The sequence below is a fragment of the Mesoaciditoga sp. genome (assembly GCF_054006115.1).
On sequence record NZ_JBPNHS010000017.1, the window covers coordinates 50,244 to 70,491 of the forward strand.

19 protein-coding genes and 1 tRNA gene are annotated in these 20,248 nt (G+C 37.6%); 2 read left to right on the forward strand and 18 right to left on the reverse strand.

Annotated elements, in window-relative coordinates; translation table 11 throughout:
• Positions 1-64 precede the first annotated feature (64 nt).
• The 16 genes from ACXJIN_RS03355 to ACXJIN_RS03430 form a co-directional block, all read right to left on the reverse strand.
• On the reverse strand, positions 65-1,528 hold the full coding sequence (locus ACXJIN_RS03355) for a phosphoenolpyruvate carboxykinase (protein WP_456399385.1): 1,464 nt from the start codon (positions 1,526-1,528) through the stop codon (positions 65-67).
• A gap of 21 nt (positions 1,529-1,549) precedes the next feature.
• Complete coding sequence (locus ACXJIN_RS03360; RefSeq protein WP_456399386.1) at positions 1,550-2,401, reverse strand: deoxyribonuclease IV; 852 nt, start codon at positions 2,399-2,401, stop codon at positions 1,550-1,552.
• A gap of 1 nt (position 2,402) precedes the next feature.
• Complete coding sequence (locus ACXJIN_RS03365) at positions 2,403-4,391, reverse strand: glycoside hydrolase family 31 protein (protein WP_456399387.1); 1,989 nt, start codon at positions 4,389-4,391, stop codon at positions 2,403-2,405.
• Between the two features lie 250 nt (positions 4,392-4,641).
• Positions 4,642-5,265, reverse strand: a complete 624-nt coding sequence (locus tag ACXJIN_RS03370) for a hypothetical protein (RefSeq protein WP_456399388.1) — start codon at positions 5,263-5,265, stop codon at positions 4,642-4,644.
• Between the two features lie 19 nt (positions 5,266-5,284).
• Positions 5,285-5,911 carry a sigma-70 family RNA polymerase sigma factor gene (locus ACXJIN_RS03375; protein WP_456399389.1) on the reverse strand — a complete coding sequence of 209 codons (627 nt, stop codon included), beginning with the start codon at positions 5,909-5,911 and terminating at the stop codon, positions 5,285-5,287.
• Between the two features lie 9 nt (positions 5,912-5,920).
• A complete protein-coding gene (locus tag ACXJIN_RS03380; protein WP_456399390.1) occupies positions 5,921-7,564 on the reverse strand; it encodes an NHL repeat-containing protein in 1,644 nt (547 codons plus the stop codon).
• Complete coding sequence (plsY, locus tag ACXJIN_RS03385) at positions 7,561-8,181, reverse strand: glycerol-3-phosphate 1-O-acyltransferase PlsY (protein ID WP_456399391.1); 621 nt, start codon at positions 8,179-8,181, stop codon at positions 7,561-7,563. Before plsY ends, ACXJIN_RS03380 begins: the two co-directional genes overlap by 4 nt.
• 3 nt (positions 8,182-8,184) lie before the next feature.
• A complete protein-coding gene (gene der / locus ACXJIN_RS03390; protein ID WP_456399392.1) occupies positions 8,185-9,498 on the reverse strand; it encodes a ribosome biogenesis GTPase Der in 1,314 nt (437 codons plus the stop codon).
• On the reverse strand, positions 9,482-11,155 hold the full coding sequence (locus ACXJIN_RS03395; RefSeq protein ID WP_456399393.1) for a S1 RNA-binding domain-containing protein: 1,674 nt from the start codon (positions 11,153-11,155) through the stop codon (positions 9,482-9,484). The genes der and ACXJIN_RS03395 overlap by 17 nt, the downstream gene beginning before the upstream one ends.
• A gap of 34 nt (positions 11,156-11,189) precedes the next feature.
• The gene (locus tag ACXJIN_RS03400) at positions 11,190-12,047 is read right to left on the reverse strand and encodes a 4-hydroxy-3-methylbut-2-enyl diphosphate reductase (RefSeq protein WP_456399394.1); all 858 of its coding nucleotides are present in this window, start codon (positions 12,045-12,047) and stop codon (positions 11,190-11,192) included.
• A complete protein-coding gene (gene cmk, locus ACXJIN_RS03405; RefSeq protein ID WP_456399395.1) occupies positions 12,041-12,685 on the reverse strand; it encodes a (d)CMP kinase in 645 nt (214 codons plus the stop codon). The genes ACXJIN_RS03400 and cmk overlap by 7 nt, the downstream gene beginning before the upstream one ends.
• On the reverse strand, positions 12,682-13,017 hold the full coding sequence (locus tag ACXJIN_RS03410) for an STAS domain-containing protein (protein WP_456399396.1): 336 nt from the start codon (positions 13,015-13,017) through the stop codon (positions 12,682-12,684). The genes cmk and ACXJIN_RS03410 overlap by 4 nt, the downstream gene beginning before the upstream one ends.
• Complete coding sequence (gene aspS, locus ACXJIN_RS03415; RefSeq protein ID WP_456399397.1) at positions 13,017-14,750, reverse strand: aspartate--tRNA ligase; 1,734 nt, start codon at positions 14,748-14,750, stop codon at positions 13,017-13,019. Before aspS ends, ACXJIN_RS03410 begins: the two co-directional genes overlap by 1 nt.
• Positions 14,751-14,827: 77 nt before the next feature.
• Positions 14,828-15,640, reverse strand: a complete 813-nt coding sequence (locus ACXJIN_RS03420; RefSeq protein ID WP_456399398.1) for a metal ABC transporter permease — start codon at positions 15,638-15,640, stop codon at positions 14,828-14,830.
• Entirely contained in the window at positions 15,633-16,385 is a 753-nt protein-coding gene (locus ACXJIN_RS03425; protein ID WP_456399399.1) for a metal ABC transporter ATP-binding protein, read from the reverse strand. The genes ACXJIN_RS03420 and ACXJIN_RS03425 overlap by 8 nt, the downstream gene beginning before the upstream one ends.
• Positions 16,382-17,224 (reverse strand): metal ABC transporter substrate-binding protein, encoded by an 843-nt coding sequence (locus ACXJIN_RS03430; RefSeq protein WP_456399400.1) that lies wholly within the window; start codon positions 17,222-17,224, stop codon positions 16,382-16,384. Before ACXJIN_RS03430 ends, ACXJIN_RS03425 begins: the two co-directional genes overlap by 4 nt.
• A 48-nt stretch (positions 17,225-17,272) precedes the next feature.
• On the opposite strand from ACXJIN_RS03430, the gene ACXJIN_RS03435 reads away from it, so the two are divergent.
• Positions 17,273-17,950, forward strand: a complete 678-nt coding sequence (locus ACXJIN_RS03435; RefSeq protein WP_456399401.1) for a cytochrome c biogenesis CcdA family protein — start codon at positions 17,273-17,275, stop codon at positions 17,948-17,950.
• On the opposite strand, the gene ACXJIN_RS03440 is transcribed toward ACXJIN_RS03435, so the two are convergent.
• Positions 17,936-18,577, reverse strand: coding sequence for an L-threonylcarbamoyladenylate synthase (locus ACXJIN_RS03440; protein ID WP_456399402.1), 642 nt, complete (start codon positions 18,575-18,577; stop codon positions 17,936-17,938). The genes ACXJIN_RS03435 and ACXJIN_RS03440 overlap by 15 nt on opposite strands.
• 72 nt (positions 18,578-18,649) lie before the next feature.
• A tRNA-Leu gene (locus ACXJIN_RS03445) sits at positions 18,650-18,738 on the reverse strand.
• A gap of 205 nt (positions 18,739-18,943) precedes the next feature.
• Here ACXJIN_RS03445 and ACXJIN_RS03450 point away from each other — a divergent pair.
• The gene (locus tag ACXJIN_RS03450; RefSeq protein WP_456399403.1) at positions 18,944-20,074 is read left to right on the forward strand and encodes a DUF4384 domain-containing protein; all 1,131 of its coding nucleotides are present in this window, start codon (positions 18,944-18,946) and stop codon (positions 20,072-20,074) included.
• The last annotated feature ends 174 nt before the right edge of the window (positions 20,075-20,248 follow it).

A 20,248-nucleotide genomic window follows, 5' to 3' on the forward strand; every position in this document is an offset into this window, starting at 1 on the left:
TTTATGAAAAAGATTCACTTCGTTGCTTTAAACGAAGCGAGTCTTATAAAATTTTAAGTAAAGCTCAAAGAGATTCTATTATATCTTCATCTACACCACCTATTTTTTTCAAGGCTTCTTTCCTTTCTTGACGAAGCTTATTCATCTTCTTTTCATACTCTTCTTTTGAGTAGAAATTCATAACGTCGAATTTGCTTATATCCCATCCCTCTGCTTTAACCGGTACTTCAAAGCCAACGATCGGATCTTTTTTAAATTCTATTTTACCTCTAAGCGCATTTTCAACGAACATAAACGTGTCTTGTGGTTTTATCTTTAAACCGTCCCGACCACCTACCCAACCGGTATTGATGACAAATGCCTGAATATCTTTTCCATTTAGAAACTTTTTAAAGGTGTTTATTTCCTTGGCGGGATCTTCTATTATAAATGGATTAAATCCCACCGTCCTGACAGGCTGTCCAACCTTTGACGGATCGTCTGCACTTGTTATAGTCGATTCTCCCAATCCGAAAACCGCTGCGGCTTTTTCGTATGAATCTATCTTCAATATCGGAGGAATATCGTCTCTTCTTGTGTTAAAAAATATGGTGTTAATTTTTCCAACGCTGTATGAAGAAGCGTGGAAAGGTATGTGTTCTCTTGGTAAAACGGCGCGACCATTAGTACTAACGCTGAGATTGTCAAAATCCACTTCCCCTTCTGGTGAAACGTACACGTTTTCAAGAATTGAGCCTTCTTCTTTCACCGCCGCAAGCAAAAGGGGCTGAGATGTTATGCTGTCCGTTTTAACGTAAAAATTTCTTTCCGAACCGAACGCATTCAATTCAGCGCTTAAAAAATTGATATCATCTTGCACTATTTCCACACTTTCTGGATTTTTTAAGTCGTGGGTAGCACAGGTGAGGGTGGTCTTGCCTGTTCCGCTAAGACCGAAGATGAGAACACCAAATTTTTTCATTTCGCCGTCCACATTTAAATTATAGGCCTTTGATCCGGCATGAAGACCAAGATGTTGATGTTTTTCTCGCGCTAGATACATTGCAAGTCTCAACGCTGCCATTTTCGTTTCGCCGTAGTAGTCAGATCCAAGTATTATTTCAGTCGCTTCGTGTGGAAAAACCATGATTTTTCTTTCAGGATACTCAGGAATGGTTATAACGGTTATATTGTCGTTTTCTTTTCCATTGGGCTCAAAGAGGTTTCTTTGAAACATAAAAGCAAGCTGCGGATATTTTTCACTTACAAATAATGTAGTTTTAAAAGTACAACTTGAACCGTCTCCTACTCTCGCATCTATTTTTATCATTTTGTGAGTGTTGATGTACTCTTGAACGTCTTTTATGTATTTTTGAGCTTCCCCGTCTGAAACTTCGTAATTTGCGGTGAATTTGGCACTTCTTGACTTAACTTTTGAATGGAAAAGAGGAAGACCCAAGTTGTTTGGAAGAGAGAATTCTTTTGACATCTTCCAAAGTTCATCACTTGATGGGTTATCGATAACCATCTGTGGAGAAACCTTGAACATTAAAAACCATCTCCTTTGAATTTATTTTGTATTGTTAATTCCCAATTGGGAAAGTATTTTCCTTACCGTTAAGATATCTTGAGCATGCTCTTCATCTTTTCCTGGTGTTTCCAGTATTAAAGGAATCTTTTGAAATTCTTCGAAGGAAAAGAAGTTTAAAAAACCCTTTATACCTATATATCCCTTTCCAATCCTTTCATGTCTGTCTTTCGCAGAACCAAGAGGGTACTTTGAATCGTTCAAATGGCACATGAGCAGGTTTTTCATGCCGATGGTAACTTTAATTTCGCTTACAAGATCTTTCATTCCCCTTTTTGTGGTTATGTCGTAACCACCATCAAAGCCGTGACAGGTATCGTACGTGAATTTTAAATCCACTTTTGCAAGGTCTTTTATCTTTTGCAATTGTTCGAAGCTGTAACCAATGTTTCCTCCTTTTGGAGCCACGATCTCCAAAAGAAGTGTTACACCTTTTGGTGAATCATCATACACTTCTTTTATCGCTTTCGCACATCTTCTTAAGCCCCACTCCAAACTTTCTTTTAACTTACTGCCGGGATGAACGTTAACGTACTTTAAACCAAGAAGATGCGCAATTCTCATTTCTTCTTTTAGGAGAGCTTTTGATCTTTGCCAAACTTCATCTTTAGGGCTTGCAAGATTTATAAGGTAACTTGCGTGTATAAGAACTTTATTTGCTTCTATATTCCATGCTTTCATTTCGGATTTGAATTTCTCCATTTCACTTTCATTTACCGACATTTTCCAGACTCTGGGGCTGTGTGAAAAAATTTGAAATGTGTTTCCACCTATTTTTACGGTTCTTTCTGGAACGGTGGAAAGGGGAGAAGACATATGAGCGCCTATGAACATCTCATTTCACCTTTGAGATGTCAAATTCAACTTGAGGCACACCATTTTTGAAGAAAACAGGCGTTTCTTCTCTATTCACGTAGACATTCGATACTTTAGGCGCAAAAAATTTGAAGATAATTCTTTCGTATATGCCCGTGTAACCATGTTTCAAATATTCCACATTTACATGCAGGGATTTCGCTACACTTCCAGCAGATATTCTGTAAAGATTGTACTTTCCTTTTTTGTACTCCAAAGTCTCTCCATCATCTTCGTAAAGAATGGAGTTTGCTCTATCACCGTAAATTTCTACATAGAGCGGTAGGCGCTTCTTTTCAAAGATGTAATTAAGCGCTTGCGTTTTTAAAAGCATTGAATTCATTTTGACAAAAACTGGAATTTCTTCTAAGGGAGCATCCACTTTGTAGAGCCTTTTGCCCTCGTATATTTCTCCGTTTCTTACATCGATCCACCTTCCTTTTGGAAAATAAATAGCTCGCCAGTAAGTGTTGGGCTGTGTTATGGGTGCTATTAGCATTGAATTTCCAAGCATGAATTCATCGTTTATGGAGTAAAGCGTTTCATCTTCTTCGTCTTGCATGAAGAGTGGTCTGATTATTGGCAATCCGGTTACAGATGACTCGTAAAACAAAGTGTAAAAGTATGGGAATAATTCGTACCTCTTTTGAATGTGAGTTCTGATAATGTTTTCCGTTTTCTCATCAAATGCCCATGGTTCTTGATGGCTTGTGCCGATAGCAGAATGATTTCTGAAAAATGGTAAAAAAGCCCCCATTTCGATCCACCTTACAAGCAATTCTGGCGTTGCGTTTGAGCCAAATCCTCCAACATCTCCGCCACAAAAGCTTACACCACTTACACTTAACCCTAAGGCCATTGCCATTTCATTTTTAAGGTGTTCCCACCAGCTTGAATTGTCACCGGTCCAAACAGCGGCATTTCTTTGAATACCAGCGAACCCGGCTCTACTCAATATGAATGGCCTTTGATTTTTTTTGTAAAGTTCAAATGCCCTCTTTGTCGCTTGAGATTCAAGTAAAGCGTAAACATTTCTCACCTTAAGGTGTTCCCACTTTTTCCCCGTGTCGTCTTCGTGAATTATATCGTGAACGTAGTTTTTTTGGTTTGCCAACCCTTTCAATCTTTCGAGAGTTGAAAGAACGAATTTTCTATTTTCAACCAAGCTTTTTGCCTCATTTGATTTTTCATCATCCCAGATTATCGAAGGCTCATTCATATCGTTCCAAATCCCATCCACACCCATTTTGAAGAGCTTATCATGTTGTTGGGCCCACCACTCGCGTGTATTTTCTTTTAAAAAGTCGGGAAAATGGCATTTTCCAGGCCAAACGTAGCCTTCGAAGATTTCCCCACCTTTTTTCTTCACGAAGACGTCTTTTTCTTTTCCACTTTCGTAAACATCGTAACCATTCTCGATCTTCACGCCCGGATCAACAATGGTTACAATCTTAAATCCCATTTCTTTTAGCCTATCTACCATTCTCTTGGGATCTGGAAAGCTTTCTTTTGACCAGGTAAAAACTTTGTAATTTTGCATATAGTCTATATCTAAATAGATCACATCACATGGAATTTTGTCTCTTCGCATTTTTTCAGCCACGTTTAAAACTTCTTCAGACGTGAAATAACTCCATCTAGATTGCTGATAGCCAAGTGCCCAGGCCGGTGGTAATTCCATTCTTCCCACCAAGAGTGAGAAACGTTTTAAGACATCTGAAACCTTTGGGCCGTAAATTATGTAGAGTTCCAATCCGTCATCTTCTGAGCATATGGCGTATTCATCACCGTTCATGGAAAAATAAGTTTTCGATGTTGAATTTAAAAAGAGACCAATGGTAGGCTTGTAAGGAGAAAGCACAATAAAAAAGGGAATGGAAATGTACAATGGATCGGTATCTGGAAGGTGTAATGGATTATCACTGTTGAGCATTTCCATTTTTCTTCCCCTTTTATCCAATTCTCCCATTTTTCTCCAAAACCAAAAAAATGAGCTTGCTCCGAGTAACACATCAAGCAAGCTTTTCCATCTTTTTGAACGTACTTTTCTATGCTAATCATTTTCTTGTCTTTAGACAGTAGAGTAAGCCTTTCACCATCTTCGTTTAACTTAAAATCTATATCGTCTTCAGATTCAAATTCGTTCACCACGTTTATTGGATTTGAAGGAGCACCAAATCTTAATTTGAAGATGGCTGCATTTACCCTTTTGATGATCATTATTTCCCCTCCTGAATCAATTCTCCAACGCTTAAGGACTTTGAAGACATTTTCAGCAATTGGGCACCATCCGGTGTGACAAGCAATACATAGGTGTTTTGTGGATCGCCGCTCATCAGTACAGATGATGAATTCAAAGTTATGGTGTAAGAAGTCGAGACGGTTGGAGTTGAATTCACAAAAAACCGCTGATCCGAAATTCCTGGTGTCATTTCCGATTGAAATACGTATTTCCCATTTTTCATTACACCTATCCACACTTCATACTTTCCAGTGATGTAAATTGAAAAAAAAGTCTTTCCATAATTGGATTGGGCTATTGTAACTATCTTTTGAAGATCTATGCTCGAATTGGATAAATAATGATATGCATTTATGTACAAATCTATCATTCCACCTGGTCTTAAAGAAGTATCTATAGAGGAAATTTCATTTTCTATTCTACTTATCTTCGCATTTATGGATTTGTCTATTATCGAATTCACTTCACCTATTTCCTTTGAGTTCATTCTTGCAAGTGAAAGATTAACAACGCCCATGAACGCTCCAAAAATGGCTGAAACTATTATTAGAATTATTATGATTTTGAATATAAAAGGGGTATCTTCTTCTTGATTGTTCATTTTCGCCTCCGAGTAATCATCACATGAAATTCTTGTACATTCTAATTATACCGTACGCTTTTATCAATGGATTTAAGCGTTTTTTTATCTTTTGCAGCGTGTTATCCACATATTTGAATTTTTTACCCACAAGTTTGGCTATTTCCTTGTACGGAATGTGTTGCAAATACAAGTTGAATATCTCATATTCTTCTTCTGTTAGTATATTTTTACATTCATTCAAGAACTCTTCTACGATGTAACTTTCAAACAATCCCTGGTTGTAACCAAAATTAAGCGATTTGTCATCCTCGTTTTCGTCCAGCAAGAAATCTATTTTAACGGAATCGGTAAGCATCTTGTTCTTTCTTCTGTTAAGATAGGTTAAAAATGATTTGATTTCGGATTCAATCGATTTCCACGCAAAACTCGTGAAAGAACTTTTTCCTTCTTTGTAGTAATAAATAGCTTTTAAAATTCCAACAAGACCGTTTTGAATAAGATCATCTTTTTCAGCCCATTCGGTATAGTACTTACTTGAAATTTTTACAACCATGGGATAGTATCTTTCAACTATTAAATCTGTGGCCTCTCTTATTCCGCTTTGAGCCAATCTTATTAACTCTGCCGTTGACTTGCCACGAAATTTGTACTTTAGATGAAGCATTTTGTTTTATCACTTCATCACATTTTGAAATGTGTAGTAAACGCTGTCCACGTACTTAGCGTTTGCACCGTACATGAGATCGATTTCATCCACGCCGTTTGGAAGAATTGAAGTGTAAGACGCCTTAAATTCAAAAGCGCGCATATTAGGCAATATTTCTTCAAAATTGTCGGCTTCTTGTTGGGATATAAAGTCACCATTTGTCAATCTTACAAGTGTTTTTTCTAATTTTGTTGGGGGGGTATCTTCAATTATGTAAAACGTTATGTTTTTGAGAATCGCAGGAGCGAACATTCCACGTTCATGCCCTTTTAAAGTGGACGCGTACACAACGACGAAATTACGCTTGTTTCTTTTCATTTCCAAAATATCGCTTACATTTTGAAGACGGTGCAAAGATATTGGAAGTTCAATAGTGGTAAGGGTTATAGGTTTTGTGAAACCATTATCATTTACAACGACCTTACCCGGATTTTCTATTTTTGAACCGAGAGGATCTAAAATTCTAAATTTGATTGAGATCTTCCCATTGGAAAAGGACAAATTATCTATTAAGGGAATGAAAATGTTGGAACTCGTTTTCATCTCGTAAAGATTTACTTTGTTACTTTCAATGTCCGTGGTCATTAGAATTCTTTCTGTTAGCGAAGAAGAAAACACCGACTTAGAGTCTTCAAGCGGGAATTTTATGCCTCCAACATTCAAATTTTGGGAACCGATAAAAATTACGCTTGAACCTAAAATTTCAAAAGAAGTTGGTGTTAAACCATCGGGAAATGGAATTCGAGACAGTTCTTTTCCATTTGTTATATCAAAAGTTCTAACGCTTCTTGTTGTGTAATCCATAACGTACATTGTCCCAGCACTTTCTCTCACGTTCCCAAGTATATGAACTTTATTGTTGAAAAAATTAAAATTTCTGAAGAGCTGACCGTTACATTCAAAGACGTTTACTTCATCTTTTCCGGAGTTGATCACATAAACTCTTCCAAAGTTATCAGAAAAAGAAACTATTGGATAAGAAAGACCTTTAACAAAGATCGACTTTTTTGAGAAATCTGGAGAGTATTTGTAGATACATCCGTTTTCAAATGAAATGAAGAAAGAATCGAGTCTGTAAGAATAAATCATGGCTGTTGGAGTTGAATTAACTCCCAAAAAGTAGCGTTTTTGGATCAGTCCAAACTTTTCTACAAAACGATTGGCACCATCCAAAACGTAATAATTTTCCCTTCTAGATGTCACCGAGATCGGAGAATAAAAAACCTCTTCACCGTAAAATCCTTTTATAGAATTGAGGTAATTAACATTTGTAATAGGAGAAAAGGAAGTTACAGAGGCATTCGTTAGAGAATTTAACAAAGTATACACGGATTTTGGATGAAAAACACTTGCCGCCATTTCTAAAGATTTTTTGGCTTTTTTTATCTCTCCGTCCATCAATTCCAGACGAGTTTTAAAATACCACAAATCTGGTGCGTAAGCCACATTGAAAGTTGATGAAAGAGAAAGGTTCACAAGTGATATGGCTTCTGGAATCTTAAACTCATTCCAATTCTTAACAGCGGCAGAAAAAGACGTTATGTAATTTTCCGAAAAGGCCAAAGTAAAAATTGAGACCAAGATCAATAAAACAAAAAGAGATCTTTTCATCTTTTTTTCCCACCAAACAATTCTTTTATTGATGATATGATGTCCATTCTGTTTTCTTTTCCATTTAGGAGTCTTTTTATATTTGCCCTATGACGATAAACGCTTAAGAGTGTTAACATCAGCAAGGCGCTTCCTAACAGCCATTTTTTATACAAAAAGCTCTCAACCACCAACACGGTCATTGATACCATTGAAGCTAAGGAAACGTATTGTGTGTTTGCCGTTATTAACATCCAAATAAATACGAACTCAAGGCCCATCAAGGGATTAACGGAAAACACGAATCCCACCGTGCAGGCAACACCTTTTCCACCATGAAATTTTAAATATACAGGATAATCATGGCCAACCACGGCTGCAATTCCAACCAGGTAAACCCAAAACTCTCCCATTCCAAAAATATATGCCACTAAAACCATGATCAATGCTTTTGAAGCATCGGTGAGCATTGAAAGGCCTCCAATGGCTGGACCCGCCGCACGAATGGCGTTTGTGCCTCCCACGTTACCGCTTCCAACCTTTCTTACATCCACACCCTTCAAAGCTGGAAAGATGTAGCTAAATGGTACGCTTCCAACAAGGTACGCTATCACGACGAGCAATACATTCCACAACATAATCTATCTTCTCGCTTTCACTACAATTCTCATTGGAGAAGAGTTGAGCTGAGGAATGGTTCTTCTTAAGAAGTTGACAAATGCCCTTTTTGTAGAATCGTTGAAAAGTTCTGGAAAGTTGACAAAAATGCTAAAAGTAGGTGGCGCTGTCGATATCTGTGTGGCGTAGTATATTTTCAATTTGCGACTTTTTTTTGACGGCATAACATGCGAATAAGCGAACTCGTTTGCGGCTTTTGCTATCTGTGATGTTGTTATTTTCGCTGTGTAAGCGTCGTAAGATTTTATTATTTCGTTTAGCAAATTTTCAATGTTCCAATTGTTTTTCGCTGAAATGGCAACTTTAGGACAATAATCTATGAAGAAAAATTCTCTTTGTACATCTTCTTCTACGTGTTCAAATCTTATGTCCCATTTATTCATGGCCACAATTGGAGCTTTTGCGTGTTCTTGAACGAGCGAAGCAATTTTTTTATCTTGAGTTGTAACACCTTCACTCGCATCAATAACTATCACGCAAACGTCCGAGTTCATCACGGCCCTTATGGTCCGCGCACCGCTGAACGATTCAACAGTTCCCTTCTTAACTTTGCTTTTTCTTCTTAAGCCGGCAGTGTCTATGAAAAGAATTTTCCTACCCTTGTAAGAAGTGGATGCGTCAAGTGTGTCTCTTGTTGTTCCCGGAATATCAGTAACCATCGAAATTTTTTCTCCAAGGATGGCGTTGAGAAGAGAAGATTTCCCCACATTTGGTTTTCCGACTATTGCCACTTTTATTGCTGGATTTTCGATGTTTACACTTATGTCCGGAAGTCTTGAAACGATACTTTCAACGAGTTCTTCAAAACCTATTCCGTGTTCTGCTGCTACTTCTATTGGTTCTCCCATTGACAGGGAGTACAGATCCGACACGTGCTCAAAGTAGGCTGGCTTGTATTCCGTTTTATTTGCGACGAATATATAAGGACTTCCCGATTTTCTCACAAGATCAGCTATCTCCACGTCTTCTTTCGTGATTTCGCTTCTTCCGTCGACTACAAATACTATTAAGCTTGCACGTTGAAGCCACTCTTTAAAAGAAGAGTTCATCTCTTTTTCTATATCATTTTGAGGATCTATAAAGTAGCCGGGAAGATCTACCAACCTTACGCTTTTTCCACTCAAATTTGTATCAAAAACCACAGGGTCTCTGGTTAACCCTTCGTAATCGGCGACCAGAGACCTTCTATATCCAATCAATCTGTTGAATATACTTGATTTACCAACGTTTTTTCTACCGGCAAGCACTACAACCGGCAATTCATTGTTGCCCTTCACTTTTTTCCTTTACCATGTCCTCTATTGTTGTTGTCATAGGTTTCGAGTTAAGATAATCTTCACCTTTTTCCTTTTCATCAGAAGCCTCTTCTTTCACAGTTTCTCTATCCTTTAAAGTTACCACCATGTCTCTTTCGTCCAATTCCGGGTTGTAGGTAACTTTATGAATTTTCCCATTTAAAATTTTTCCTTCCTCCACTCCTTCAACAAATTGTGATTTGGGAAGGAATCCTTCAACGTTGTACTCCACGATCCTGACGATCGCTCCGGAGTTTTTAACGCTTATTATTTCGCATTGTACCGGCATACCGGGTTTAACTTCCTTTATCAGTTCTTCCCATGGATCTGGAGTGGTCCTCTTGACGCTCAATCTAATCCTTTTACTTTCTGGTTCAATTGAGAGTACCTTTGCTTTTGTTTTTTCACACATTTTTAAAACTTCTGAAGGTTTTTTCACAAAATGCCATGATAGTTCGGAGATGTGTGAAAATCCAGTTATACCTTCGTCTATTTTTAAAAGAACTCCATTTCTCAAAAATTTCACAACTTCAGCTTCAACAACATCTCCAACGTGATATTTTTCTTCCACTGTTTTCCATGCTTCTTCTTCAAGCCTTTCTTTTACCTTTTTGATACTGAAAGATATTTTACGTTCCTCAGGGTCTATTTTTAGAACTTCAACTTCTATTTCTTCTCCTTCTTTGTACTCTTTGCAATGATCATCGGAAGGTATTTCAGTTGAGTGAACTAAACCTTTTATTCCGTCTTCAAGCTTTACAAACAATCCAAAAGACGCTTTTCCACTTATAGTAGCCTTTACCACGCTGCCAACTGGATACCTTTCTTCTATATTTTCCCACGGATCTGGCTTCATTCTTTTCAAACTGAGTGACATTTTTCCATTTGGAACATCCTTTGATATGATGAGTGCCTCAACCTCGTCACCAACATGGAACATATTTTTTAAATTGACACTTTTTTCCCAACTAACTTCTGAGCGTGGAAGCAAGGCCGTCATTGGTCCAACATCTATGAAAACGCCAAAATTGGTGATTTCCGCAACTTTACCTTTTATCTTTTCATTTTCCTGAACGGAATTTAAAAATTCCTCTTTTTCCTTGTTAAGCAACGAATCTCTTGAAACCACGATGTTGTTTCTTCCTCTTCCCCTTTCTTCAAAGGTGATAACTTCAAATTCGTACTCCTTCTTTGTCAGCTCAGAAGGACTTAAAGAATTTAAAGAAGAGGCTTGAGAACCTGGAAGAAATGCTGAAAGTGCGCCACCTATTTCAACACTATATCCACCTCTAACTTTTCTCGCGATCTTTCCCTTTACAATGGTTCCTTTTCCGCCTTTTCTTAATTCATCCAGTATTTTCTTTGAAGCGTATCTCTTTTCTGAAAGATACAGCTTGCTTTCTCCATCATTTTTGGTTACCACGGCTTCTATGATGTCGCCAGGTTTGTACTCGCTTATATCCTTGGTGAGGTACCCTTCATTTATAAAGCCCTCAGTTTTTGCTGAGACGTCTACGATTATTTTGTCCTTATCTACTTGTATCACTTTGCATTTTCTTACTTCTCCTACATTTGGAGTGGCAAGCTCTTCCTCTTGTAGAAATTTCTCCATTTCTTCGTTCTTTTCGCCGTTTTCCATGATTTTCCCCACGATTTTAGTGGGTACACCTCCTTCAGTTTTTGATTTTTCTTAACCTCTCCATTACCCCTTTGATTGCCTGTTGGGGTGTAGAGGTACCACTGCAGATTCCAACGTTTTTCGCCGATGAAAACCATTCGGCTTTAATTTCATCGGAGTTAAGTACCAAGTAGGAATTTTTATTTATTTTTTTTGCTATTTCAAGAAGTTTCCGCGTATTGGAACTCTTCTTTCCTCCGACAACAATGCACACATCATTGGCTCTAGCCAGTTCTTTCACTTCTTCTTCTCTTTCTACCGTTACAGAGCAGATGGTGTTATGAATGTGAAATTCTGAAAAAGAGCGCAATTGGTTTAAAAAGTGCCCGGCTGCTTTTTGAAACCCATCAACGTCCATTGTCGTTTGGGAAAAGAGGGCAATCTTTTTCACTTTTTTATCAAGTGCGGGCAAGCTTGTGAGGCTGATTACTTCTACGTTTTCAACACAGCTCCTGAGATATTCGACTTCTGCGTGGCCCTTTCTGCCGAACAAATAGATTTTGTAACCTTTTTCTCTTTCTTCTTTCATAAGCTGAGCTACGTTGCTTACCACTGGGCACGTGGCATCCACAACTTTTTTAGCTCTTTTTTTTAACTTTTCACGCGTTGAAAGTGGAATGCCATGCGCTCTTATTAAAACAATTGCTTCTGAGAGGTCGGGCCACGTTTTACTTTCTATATCTAAAGTTCTCAGACCCATCATTTCCAATCTGTTCATTTCTTCTTCATTGTGTATAAGATCACCAGTTATATAAACTTTTTCGTTTTTATCAAGTAACTCTTCGGCCATTTTAACCGCTCTTTCTACGCCGAAACAAAAGCCTATATTCTTAGAAATGTTTACATTTAACACTTTTTTATCTTCTCCGTCACTATTTTCTTGAGTTTTGACACCACTTCATTTAAAGTTAGAGAGTCCGTGTTAAACATTAACGCGTCACTGGCCGGTTTTAGAGGGGCGACAGCCCTTTCTGAATCTATTCTGTCACGAGATTCTATTTCTCTTACAACATCCTCGAATTTCAGCTTTATTCCCTTGGAAAGGTATTGCGCATATCTTCTGCGAGCCCTCTCTTCTACCGACGCCACAAGAAATATTTTCACGCAAGCCTCGGGTAAAACGACGGTTCCAATGTCTCTTCCTTCTACTACCACATTTTTTTTGTCCGCCAGTTCCCTCGTTTTACGAGTTATAATCTCCCTCACTTTTGGCATTTCGGCGACTTTGGAAACCACTTTTCCTATCTCTGGAGTTCTTATCTCATCTCCAAGCGTTTTTCCATCCATGCTTAATATTCCGTCTTTTAGTTCGAATTTTACCCTTTCTAATTCGTCAAAGAAGTTTCTTTCCCCTTCTCTTAGCCACAAAAGCGCTGCGCTTCTGTAAAGCGCTCCGGTATCCAGATGCTCAAAACCCAACTCTTTTGCGAGATAAAAAGCAACCGAAGATTTACCAGAACCGGCAGGACCGTCTATAGTTATGTAAGTCATGATATGGCTTCTTCAAATGTGTCGAATATTTTGAATACCATATTCAACCTTGTCAACTCGAAAACTTTTTTGACATTTCCCCTTAACGCGAACAGCCTCAATTCTTTGGAATTTTCGGACGCTCTTTTAAGAAGCGAGACTAACGCTCCTAATCCAGCGCTGTCTATGTAACCAAGCTCACTCATATCAATGAGAATCTTGTCTCCCCCTTCTTTAAGAAGATCGAGCATCTTTTCTTTAAACTCTATAGAATGGTAAGCGTCAAGTTCTCCGGATAGAAGAACTAAAGTATTATCGTCTGCCTTTTTAATTTCCACTTTAAAATCTTGCATTACTTATCTCCCTCCACTCTTATTCCCAACTCTTTAAGTTGAAAGATGTTTACCTTTGATGGCGCATCCGCCATTAGATCTGTTCCACTTGTAGTTTTGGGAAAGGCAATGACGTCTCTTAAAGATGGCGCTTTTGTCATTATTGCAACCAATCTGTCTACCCCTATGGCAAAGCCCGCATGTGGTGGCGCGCCGTAATCAAAAGCTTCCAAAAAGAATCCAAATCTCTCTTTTGCCTCTTGCTCTGATAAACCTATAAGTCTAAATACTCTTTGTTGAAGATCTCTTTTGTGAATCCTAACACTTCCACTTCCGAGTTCCCAACCATTTATGACCAGATCGTAAGCGTGAGCCCTTATCTTGGAGAGGTCACCATTTTCATACTTTTCCAGATCTTCCATATAAGGCATTGTAAAAGGATGATGTTGTGCTTGGTAACGTTTTTCTTCTTCATTCCATTCAAACATTGGAAAATCGGTTATCCATAGTATTTTAACAGAATCTTCGTCGTACATGTTCGTTTTTTTGGCAATTTCAATTCTCATTCTTCCAAGAAATTCGTTGATTTTTGGGTACTTTCCAACACCAAAAAATGCAATTTCACCATTTTTCATTTTAGGATTTACAGCGGCGTTTTTCAATATTTTAGAAATTCCACCGGTGTATTCTCCTTTTTGTTTCTTTACCCATCCAATTTTTAACCCTTCTGCTTTTCCCTTTTCAACGTATTCATCCAACGATTTTCTTGAAAATTCATATCCTTCCGGGATAACGAAGTATTTCAAGATTTCATCCTTTAAAGGAGTAAGGAATTTTAGATCTTTTCCTTCAATTTCTTTTGTGAGATCATGAAGAAGCATTTGAAAGCGCGTATCTGGTTTATCGCTACCGTATGTTTCCATGGCTCGTGCGTAACTCATGGTTGGTATTTCATCTATTTCAACGTTTAACGTTTTCTTGTAAAGATGCTTTATCAAACCGCTAACGGTTTCCAGAACGTCTGATTGTTCAACGAAAGACATCTCCATGTCTATTTGGGTGAATTCTGGTTGCCTATCTGCTCTAAGATCCTCGTCCCTAAAACACCTTGCTATTTGATAATATCTATCCATTCCGGCAATCATAAGCAACTGTTTGAATATTTGAGGAGATTGAGGTAAAGCGTAGAAATTCCCTTTCTTTAATCTGGATGGCACGAGAAAGTCGCGTGCCCCTTCTGGAGTTGACTTTGTAAGGTAAGGTGTTTCCACTTCCACAAAATCCAAGGCGTTAAGGTAATTTCTCACTTCCTGTTCTACCGTGTGACGAAAGATGAGGTTTTTCTGAAGATTACGATGGCGCAAATCCAGATAACGGTATTTCAATCTTGCCTCTTCATTACCTTCTTCGCGGTTCACGTATATGGGGGGGGTCTTCGCTTCAGCAAGCACTTCAACATCTTTGGCCAATATTTCAACCTCTCCACTTTCAAGATCCGGTTTTTTCGCGTCATCTGGTCTCTCTCGCACAATTCCCTTTATTGCCACAACGTATTCTATTGCGATTTTTTCAGCATATTTGTACACTTCTTCATTTGGATCAAAAACCACTTGAACGAGACCGTAACGGTCCCTTATCCACATGAAAATGATTCCACCCAGATTTCTTATTCTATCTACCCAACCATTTATCACAACTTCTCTTTCGACTTTGTCGATGTTTATTTCGTTTAACTTGTGAGTTCTTTTCAGCATAAATTCATTTTCTCCTTTCAAATAAAGGCGTACTTAGCCAAATTATACCATTTTTGTTTTGAACAGTACACGAGTTTTTATTTTTGAGCGTTCTTCATCCACTTTATCAAAAGCGAAATGAAAAATATGGTCGTCGTCACAAAAACAACTGAAGGTCCAGAAGAAATGTTGAATTCGAATGATAGGATTATTCCAACGAATATAGAAACCATCCCAAATATAATCGAGAGAAGAGTTATCGTTTTAAAGCGCTTTGAGAGCATTTTTGCAGATACCGCAGGAGCTATCATTATAGAACTAGCCAGGACCACCCCAACAAAATTTACCGCGCCTACGGTTATTAAAGCGCTGATAGCCATAAAAAGGTAATAATCCAAGTCGACTGGTATGCCAACTATTTTAGAAAAGTCTTCATCAAAACTCGAGTAGATAATAGCTTTTCCTCTTTTTAAGTACCAAAAAAAAGTTATAGCCAAGATCAAGATGGCAAAGTAAACGTCTTTTTTTGAAATTGCCAAGAGATCTCCAAACAAGTATCCCATCACGTCAGGATGATATCCCTTGTTCAAGCTGATAAGCCATATTCCAAGTGCCATTGAAAATGCAAAGAGCGTACCTATTGTCGCATCTTCTGAAACTTTTCCCGTTTTGCTCACAAAACCTATTAAAATTCCAAGTCCAATGGCAAAGATCACCGCAGTTCCAAGCGGTGAGATTCCAAGAAAAATGCCAAGAGCTATGCCGGCGAAGGTGCCGTGCGATACACCTACACTCACAAATGACATTTTTCTAAAAACCAGCAAAGGTCCCAGTATGCCGGCAATAACGGCCACAACTTCTCCACCTATTAGAGCGTTTTGAACGAATGGAAATTTTAGTATTTCAAACATCGTCTTCCTCCGAATGCAAATGGTAATGCTTAGTGAGTCTAAAATTTGGCCCGTACATCTTTACAACCTCAGGTTCGTTTAGCAACTTCACGACTTCATTGTGAGGAACGAGTTCTCTGTTGATACAGAATACATTTTCAGCGTACGCTGTTGTGAAACCTATGTCATGACTTGACATTATTATTGTCAAACCATGTTTTTTCTTTATCCTTTCTACCATCTCGTAAAAATTGGATTGTGACTTGGGATCCATACCCGTTAGCGGTTCGTCCATAAGCATTATCTTCGATTCAGTTGCCAACGCTCTCGCTATAAGGACTCTTTGCTGTTGCCCTCCACTCATATCTCCTATTGGATAATCGGCACGTGAAACCATATCAACTTCTTCTAAAAATTTGAGGGCATTTTTTCTTCGATCATTTGAGTTTTCCTTAAATCGGTATCTTCCCATTTCAACCACTTCGATAGCACTCAAGGGCATATCGTAGAATTGAGAACCTCTTTGCGCCAGGTATCCTATTGAATGCGATTTACGGTATTTTTTCATGTCGATACCGTTTACGCTTATTTTGCCAGAATATGGAATTAAACCGGCAATCGCCCTAATAAGGGTAGTTTTCCCACCACCATTTGGTCCCATTATCACATGAAATTTTCCAAGTTCTAACTTCAAATTCACGTTTTTAACGGCGATTTTACCATCATAAGTAACGCTTAAATTTTCGATCTCCAGTAACTCCTTCACTTTCTTAAAGCCTCCGTGAACTTTTTCGCTATATCTTTCATAAGATCAATGTAATTGTAAATATAAATCGGGTTCACTTCAATTATCTTTGCTCCATTTTGTGCCGCAAGGCTTTCACTAATTTTGGATGGAGTTACCGGATCTCCGATAATGTAATTTATATCGTATTTTTTCATTGCAATTAATATATTTTCATATTCTCGAGGTGTTATAGTTTGGCCAGAGTTGTTTTCTAATGAATATTCTTTGCCAAGCCCGTAAGCTCTGGCAAAGTAATCCCACGCCGGGTGTTGAGCTACAAAAGGCCTTCCTTTGAAAGGTTTCATTTCCTTTGATATTTCCGCATTTAGCTTTTCTAACTCCTCTATGAACTTTGCAAAATTGCATGCGAAGTAGGAAGAATTAGACGGAAATTTATTAACGAGTGCATGATAAATATTCACGCACATCATTTCGTAAATCTTTACGTCGAGCCATACGTGAGGATTGTAATTATCGTTATTGCCTATTAAAAATCTTTTAAGGCCTGAAGTGACGTTCACAATATCCACAGATGGATTTATGGCCTCAACTTTTTGAGCTATCCATGCATCTTCTTTTAAGCCTACGTAAGCAAAAACATCCGCCTTTGATATGTTCATCACTTGGCTCGGGCTAAGTGTATATGTGTGTGGATTGTCGCCGGCATGGGTGAGGACCATAACTTTGATATCTTTTCCTCCTATTTGTTGAAACGCGTACCCTATAGGAGGTATACTTGTTAAAATTAAAGCTTCTGAAAATGCCAAAGTAAAAGTCAACGATAAAATTAAAAACAAAAAAATAAAGGATCTTCTCAATTTGATCACCTCGTAAACATTATATCAATGCCGTCAAGGAGGGTAAGAGTGAATTTTTCGTTAACGACAGTTCAAGTAAATTGGTGGGCTGCTCTAATAGGAGGATTTTTGAGCTTTCTTTCACCGTGTATTTTTCCATTATTACCTGGTTTTTTGGCTTTTCTGATCTCTTCAAGAAATCGCAAGAGCGCCGTCTGGCGGGCTTTTGCCTTTTCTTTAGGATTAACCGTGATATTCGTTCTGCTTGGAATAGCAAGCGGAACATTTGGAATGATGTTAAGTGGTTCGAAAAGATGGATCGAACTTATTGGTGGAATAATTGTAATTGTGTTTGGTCTAAGCTATGCTGGACTTTTCACACTTCCCTTTTTCGAAAAGGGAATTTTCATTCCCTTTAACAGAAAAATAGATGGCTTTTGGAGTGCATTTCTTTTTGGAATAGTCACATCCTTTGCGTGGACTCCCTGCATAGGACCAACTCTGGGAGCCATATTAACAATAGCGGCAACTGGCAACAGCTTGAACGGCGGAGTGCTTTTAACGATCTTTTCCGTAGGCATAATGATCCCTTTAATATTGGCTGCTCTTCTTGTTGATTTTGTGAATAAAATTATGCCCGCTATCTCAAAGTACCAGCGCCAGATAAATATAGTTGGGGGAATTATACTCATAATCGTTGGTTTCTTAATGGTAATTGGAAAGTTAGGAATTCTAACTCCCGCTTAAAAGCTTGACTTTTTCTCCTATGATCTTTTCTATTTCTTCCGCACTTATCGCGCCTTCTCTTAAGATGAGAGGAGGCGTTTTTGTCATATCGATAACAGTCGATGCTTTTCCTTTTTTTGCTTTTCCTCCGTCTATGTAAAGATCAATGCCATCTTTTAATTGTGATAATGCATTTTTAACAGTCAAAGGGGGAAGTTCATTGGAAACGTTGGCACTCGTGGCAACTAAAGGTCCAACTTCTTTGGATAATCTTAAGAAAAAATCATCTTTTGGCATTCTTAAGCCAATAGTTCCGTTTTTCGCCACAATATATTTGGGAGCAGAATGTGAGGCGTGCAACACGAGAGAAATAGAACCAGGCCAAAGATTTTCGATAAGCTTTAAAGCACTTTTGTTCAGTTTGATGGCGTACTTGAAAACGTCCTCTTTTGATGAAATGTGCAACAACATAGGTTTTTTTCTATTTCGCTTTTTCAAAAGATATATCCTTTCGACACTTTTTTCGCATTCAACAAGCGTTCCAACACCGTAAACCGTTTCAGTTGGAAAAACGATAATGCCACACCTTTTTAAACAATTTGTCGCTTCCTTTAAGCAATTTGATTCATCTATTGAAATTATCTTCAAGTTTCATCTTCTTCCTTTTCTTCCTTTTTCTCGATTTTAAACAAAAAAGCTACCTAAAAAGGCAGCTTCTTCTGGTGCCGAGGGCGGGACTTGAACCCGCACGAGCTGTAATGCCCACATGGCCCTCAACCATGCGTGTCTGCCAATTCCACCACCTCGGCAAGACACGCAAAATTATACACTTTCCAAAAGAATTTGTCAAGATAAAGCTCTTGTTGTTTTTACAAAACTTAAAAGTTACATACGAACATTCTTTTCATAAATTTAAAATAGTGATAAAATAAATAGTGGATTTCTTTCTTAGAAAACTTATAAATGCTAAATAAAATGAGAGCAAAATTAGCAAAATGAAAGGAGTAATTATTTATGATAGTAAGAAGGATTTTTTTCTTTGTGATTATTCTTACATTCGTGGGAATATTTAGTTTTGCTTTCTCAAATAGGGTGTTTTTAAATATAGGCATCTCTGATATAAAAGTAACATTTGATACCCCAACTCAAATAACACTTGGTAGCACGACTATTTTTTCAAAGCAAATAGAAAACATAACTGACGAAATTCTTGGACAGTATAAAAATTACTTTCGAGTTATAAATAGGGGGGATATCAATTCTCTTCTCAAAGCGTGGAAAATGAGACAAATGGGTCTTGTCGAATCAACACAAACGATTTATCAGCTAAAACCTGTGGATATTCACATAGTAATGGAAATATTAGGAGCGCAAGATAATCTTTACTTTACTCTTAAATTTCTTCGTCTTGATGGCACAGAAGCATTTCCAACTAAAAGTTTTTCGCTAAATGATATTTTGGGTTTAAATGATACATTGAATAAGAGCTATGTAAAGATCAATGCCATCTTGAAAAGCATAACCTCGCAAATACAAATGAAAATAATTTCAGTTAATAATAAAGAAGTAAAGGTTTACACTTACGGTAAGAATGTAAACGTGGGAGAAGTTTTAAAAGTTTTAGAAAAAGCTGGAATTGCAGGTGAAGAAGAAATAGGAAAAATTAAAGTTAATAAGATTTTGTCCAATACCGTGGTTGAAGGTTCAATTTTATCTTTTAAAAAAGCGATTCAAACAGGAGACATATGTATTTCTTCAAAAAAGATAGTGTTAAAAATAACAACTGATAAATCTTATTACGATATAGGAGATACGATAACGATAAACGTTAGTTCAAATTCTGATTGTTACATATACATATTTGACGTAAGAAAAAATGGAAAAAATGTTTTGTTGCTTTTTCCAATAGAGCTGTATCCAGTCTTAAGAGATAATTTTATAATCAAAGATAAGGTCCTATCTTTACCTTATTACAAAGCCTCAGAACCAATTGGAGAAGATCAAATAACTGTATTTGGAAGCCGTTTAAAATTGAAACCTAGAAACGATTTTGACAACGACATGGAATACTATCAATATGTGTCTCAGGCAGTTAAAAATGAAAACGGAAGTGAAGACAGTGTGAAAATTGAAATTGGAGATTAAACCAAGTAAGATTTAAATTTATGAGCCGATAAGTGCTATCCATGTTGGAGGTTTAAGAATGAAAAAGTTCTGGATGTGGATTGGTATATTTGCATTCTTAGCGATAATTCTTTCAGGATGCTTGACATCAAAGACGTATGAGATATCAGGATACGTAAAGACTTCCTCTGGAAA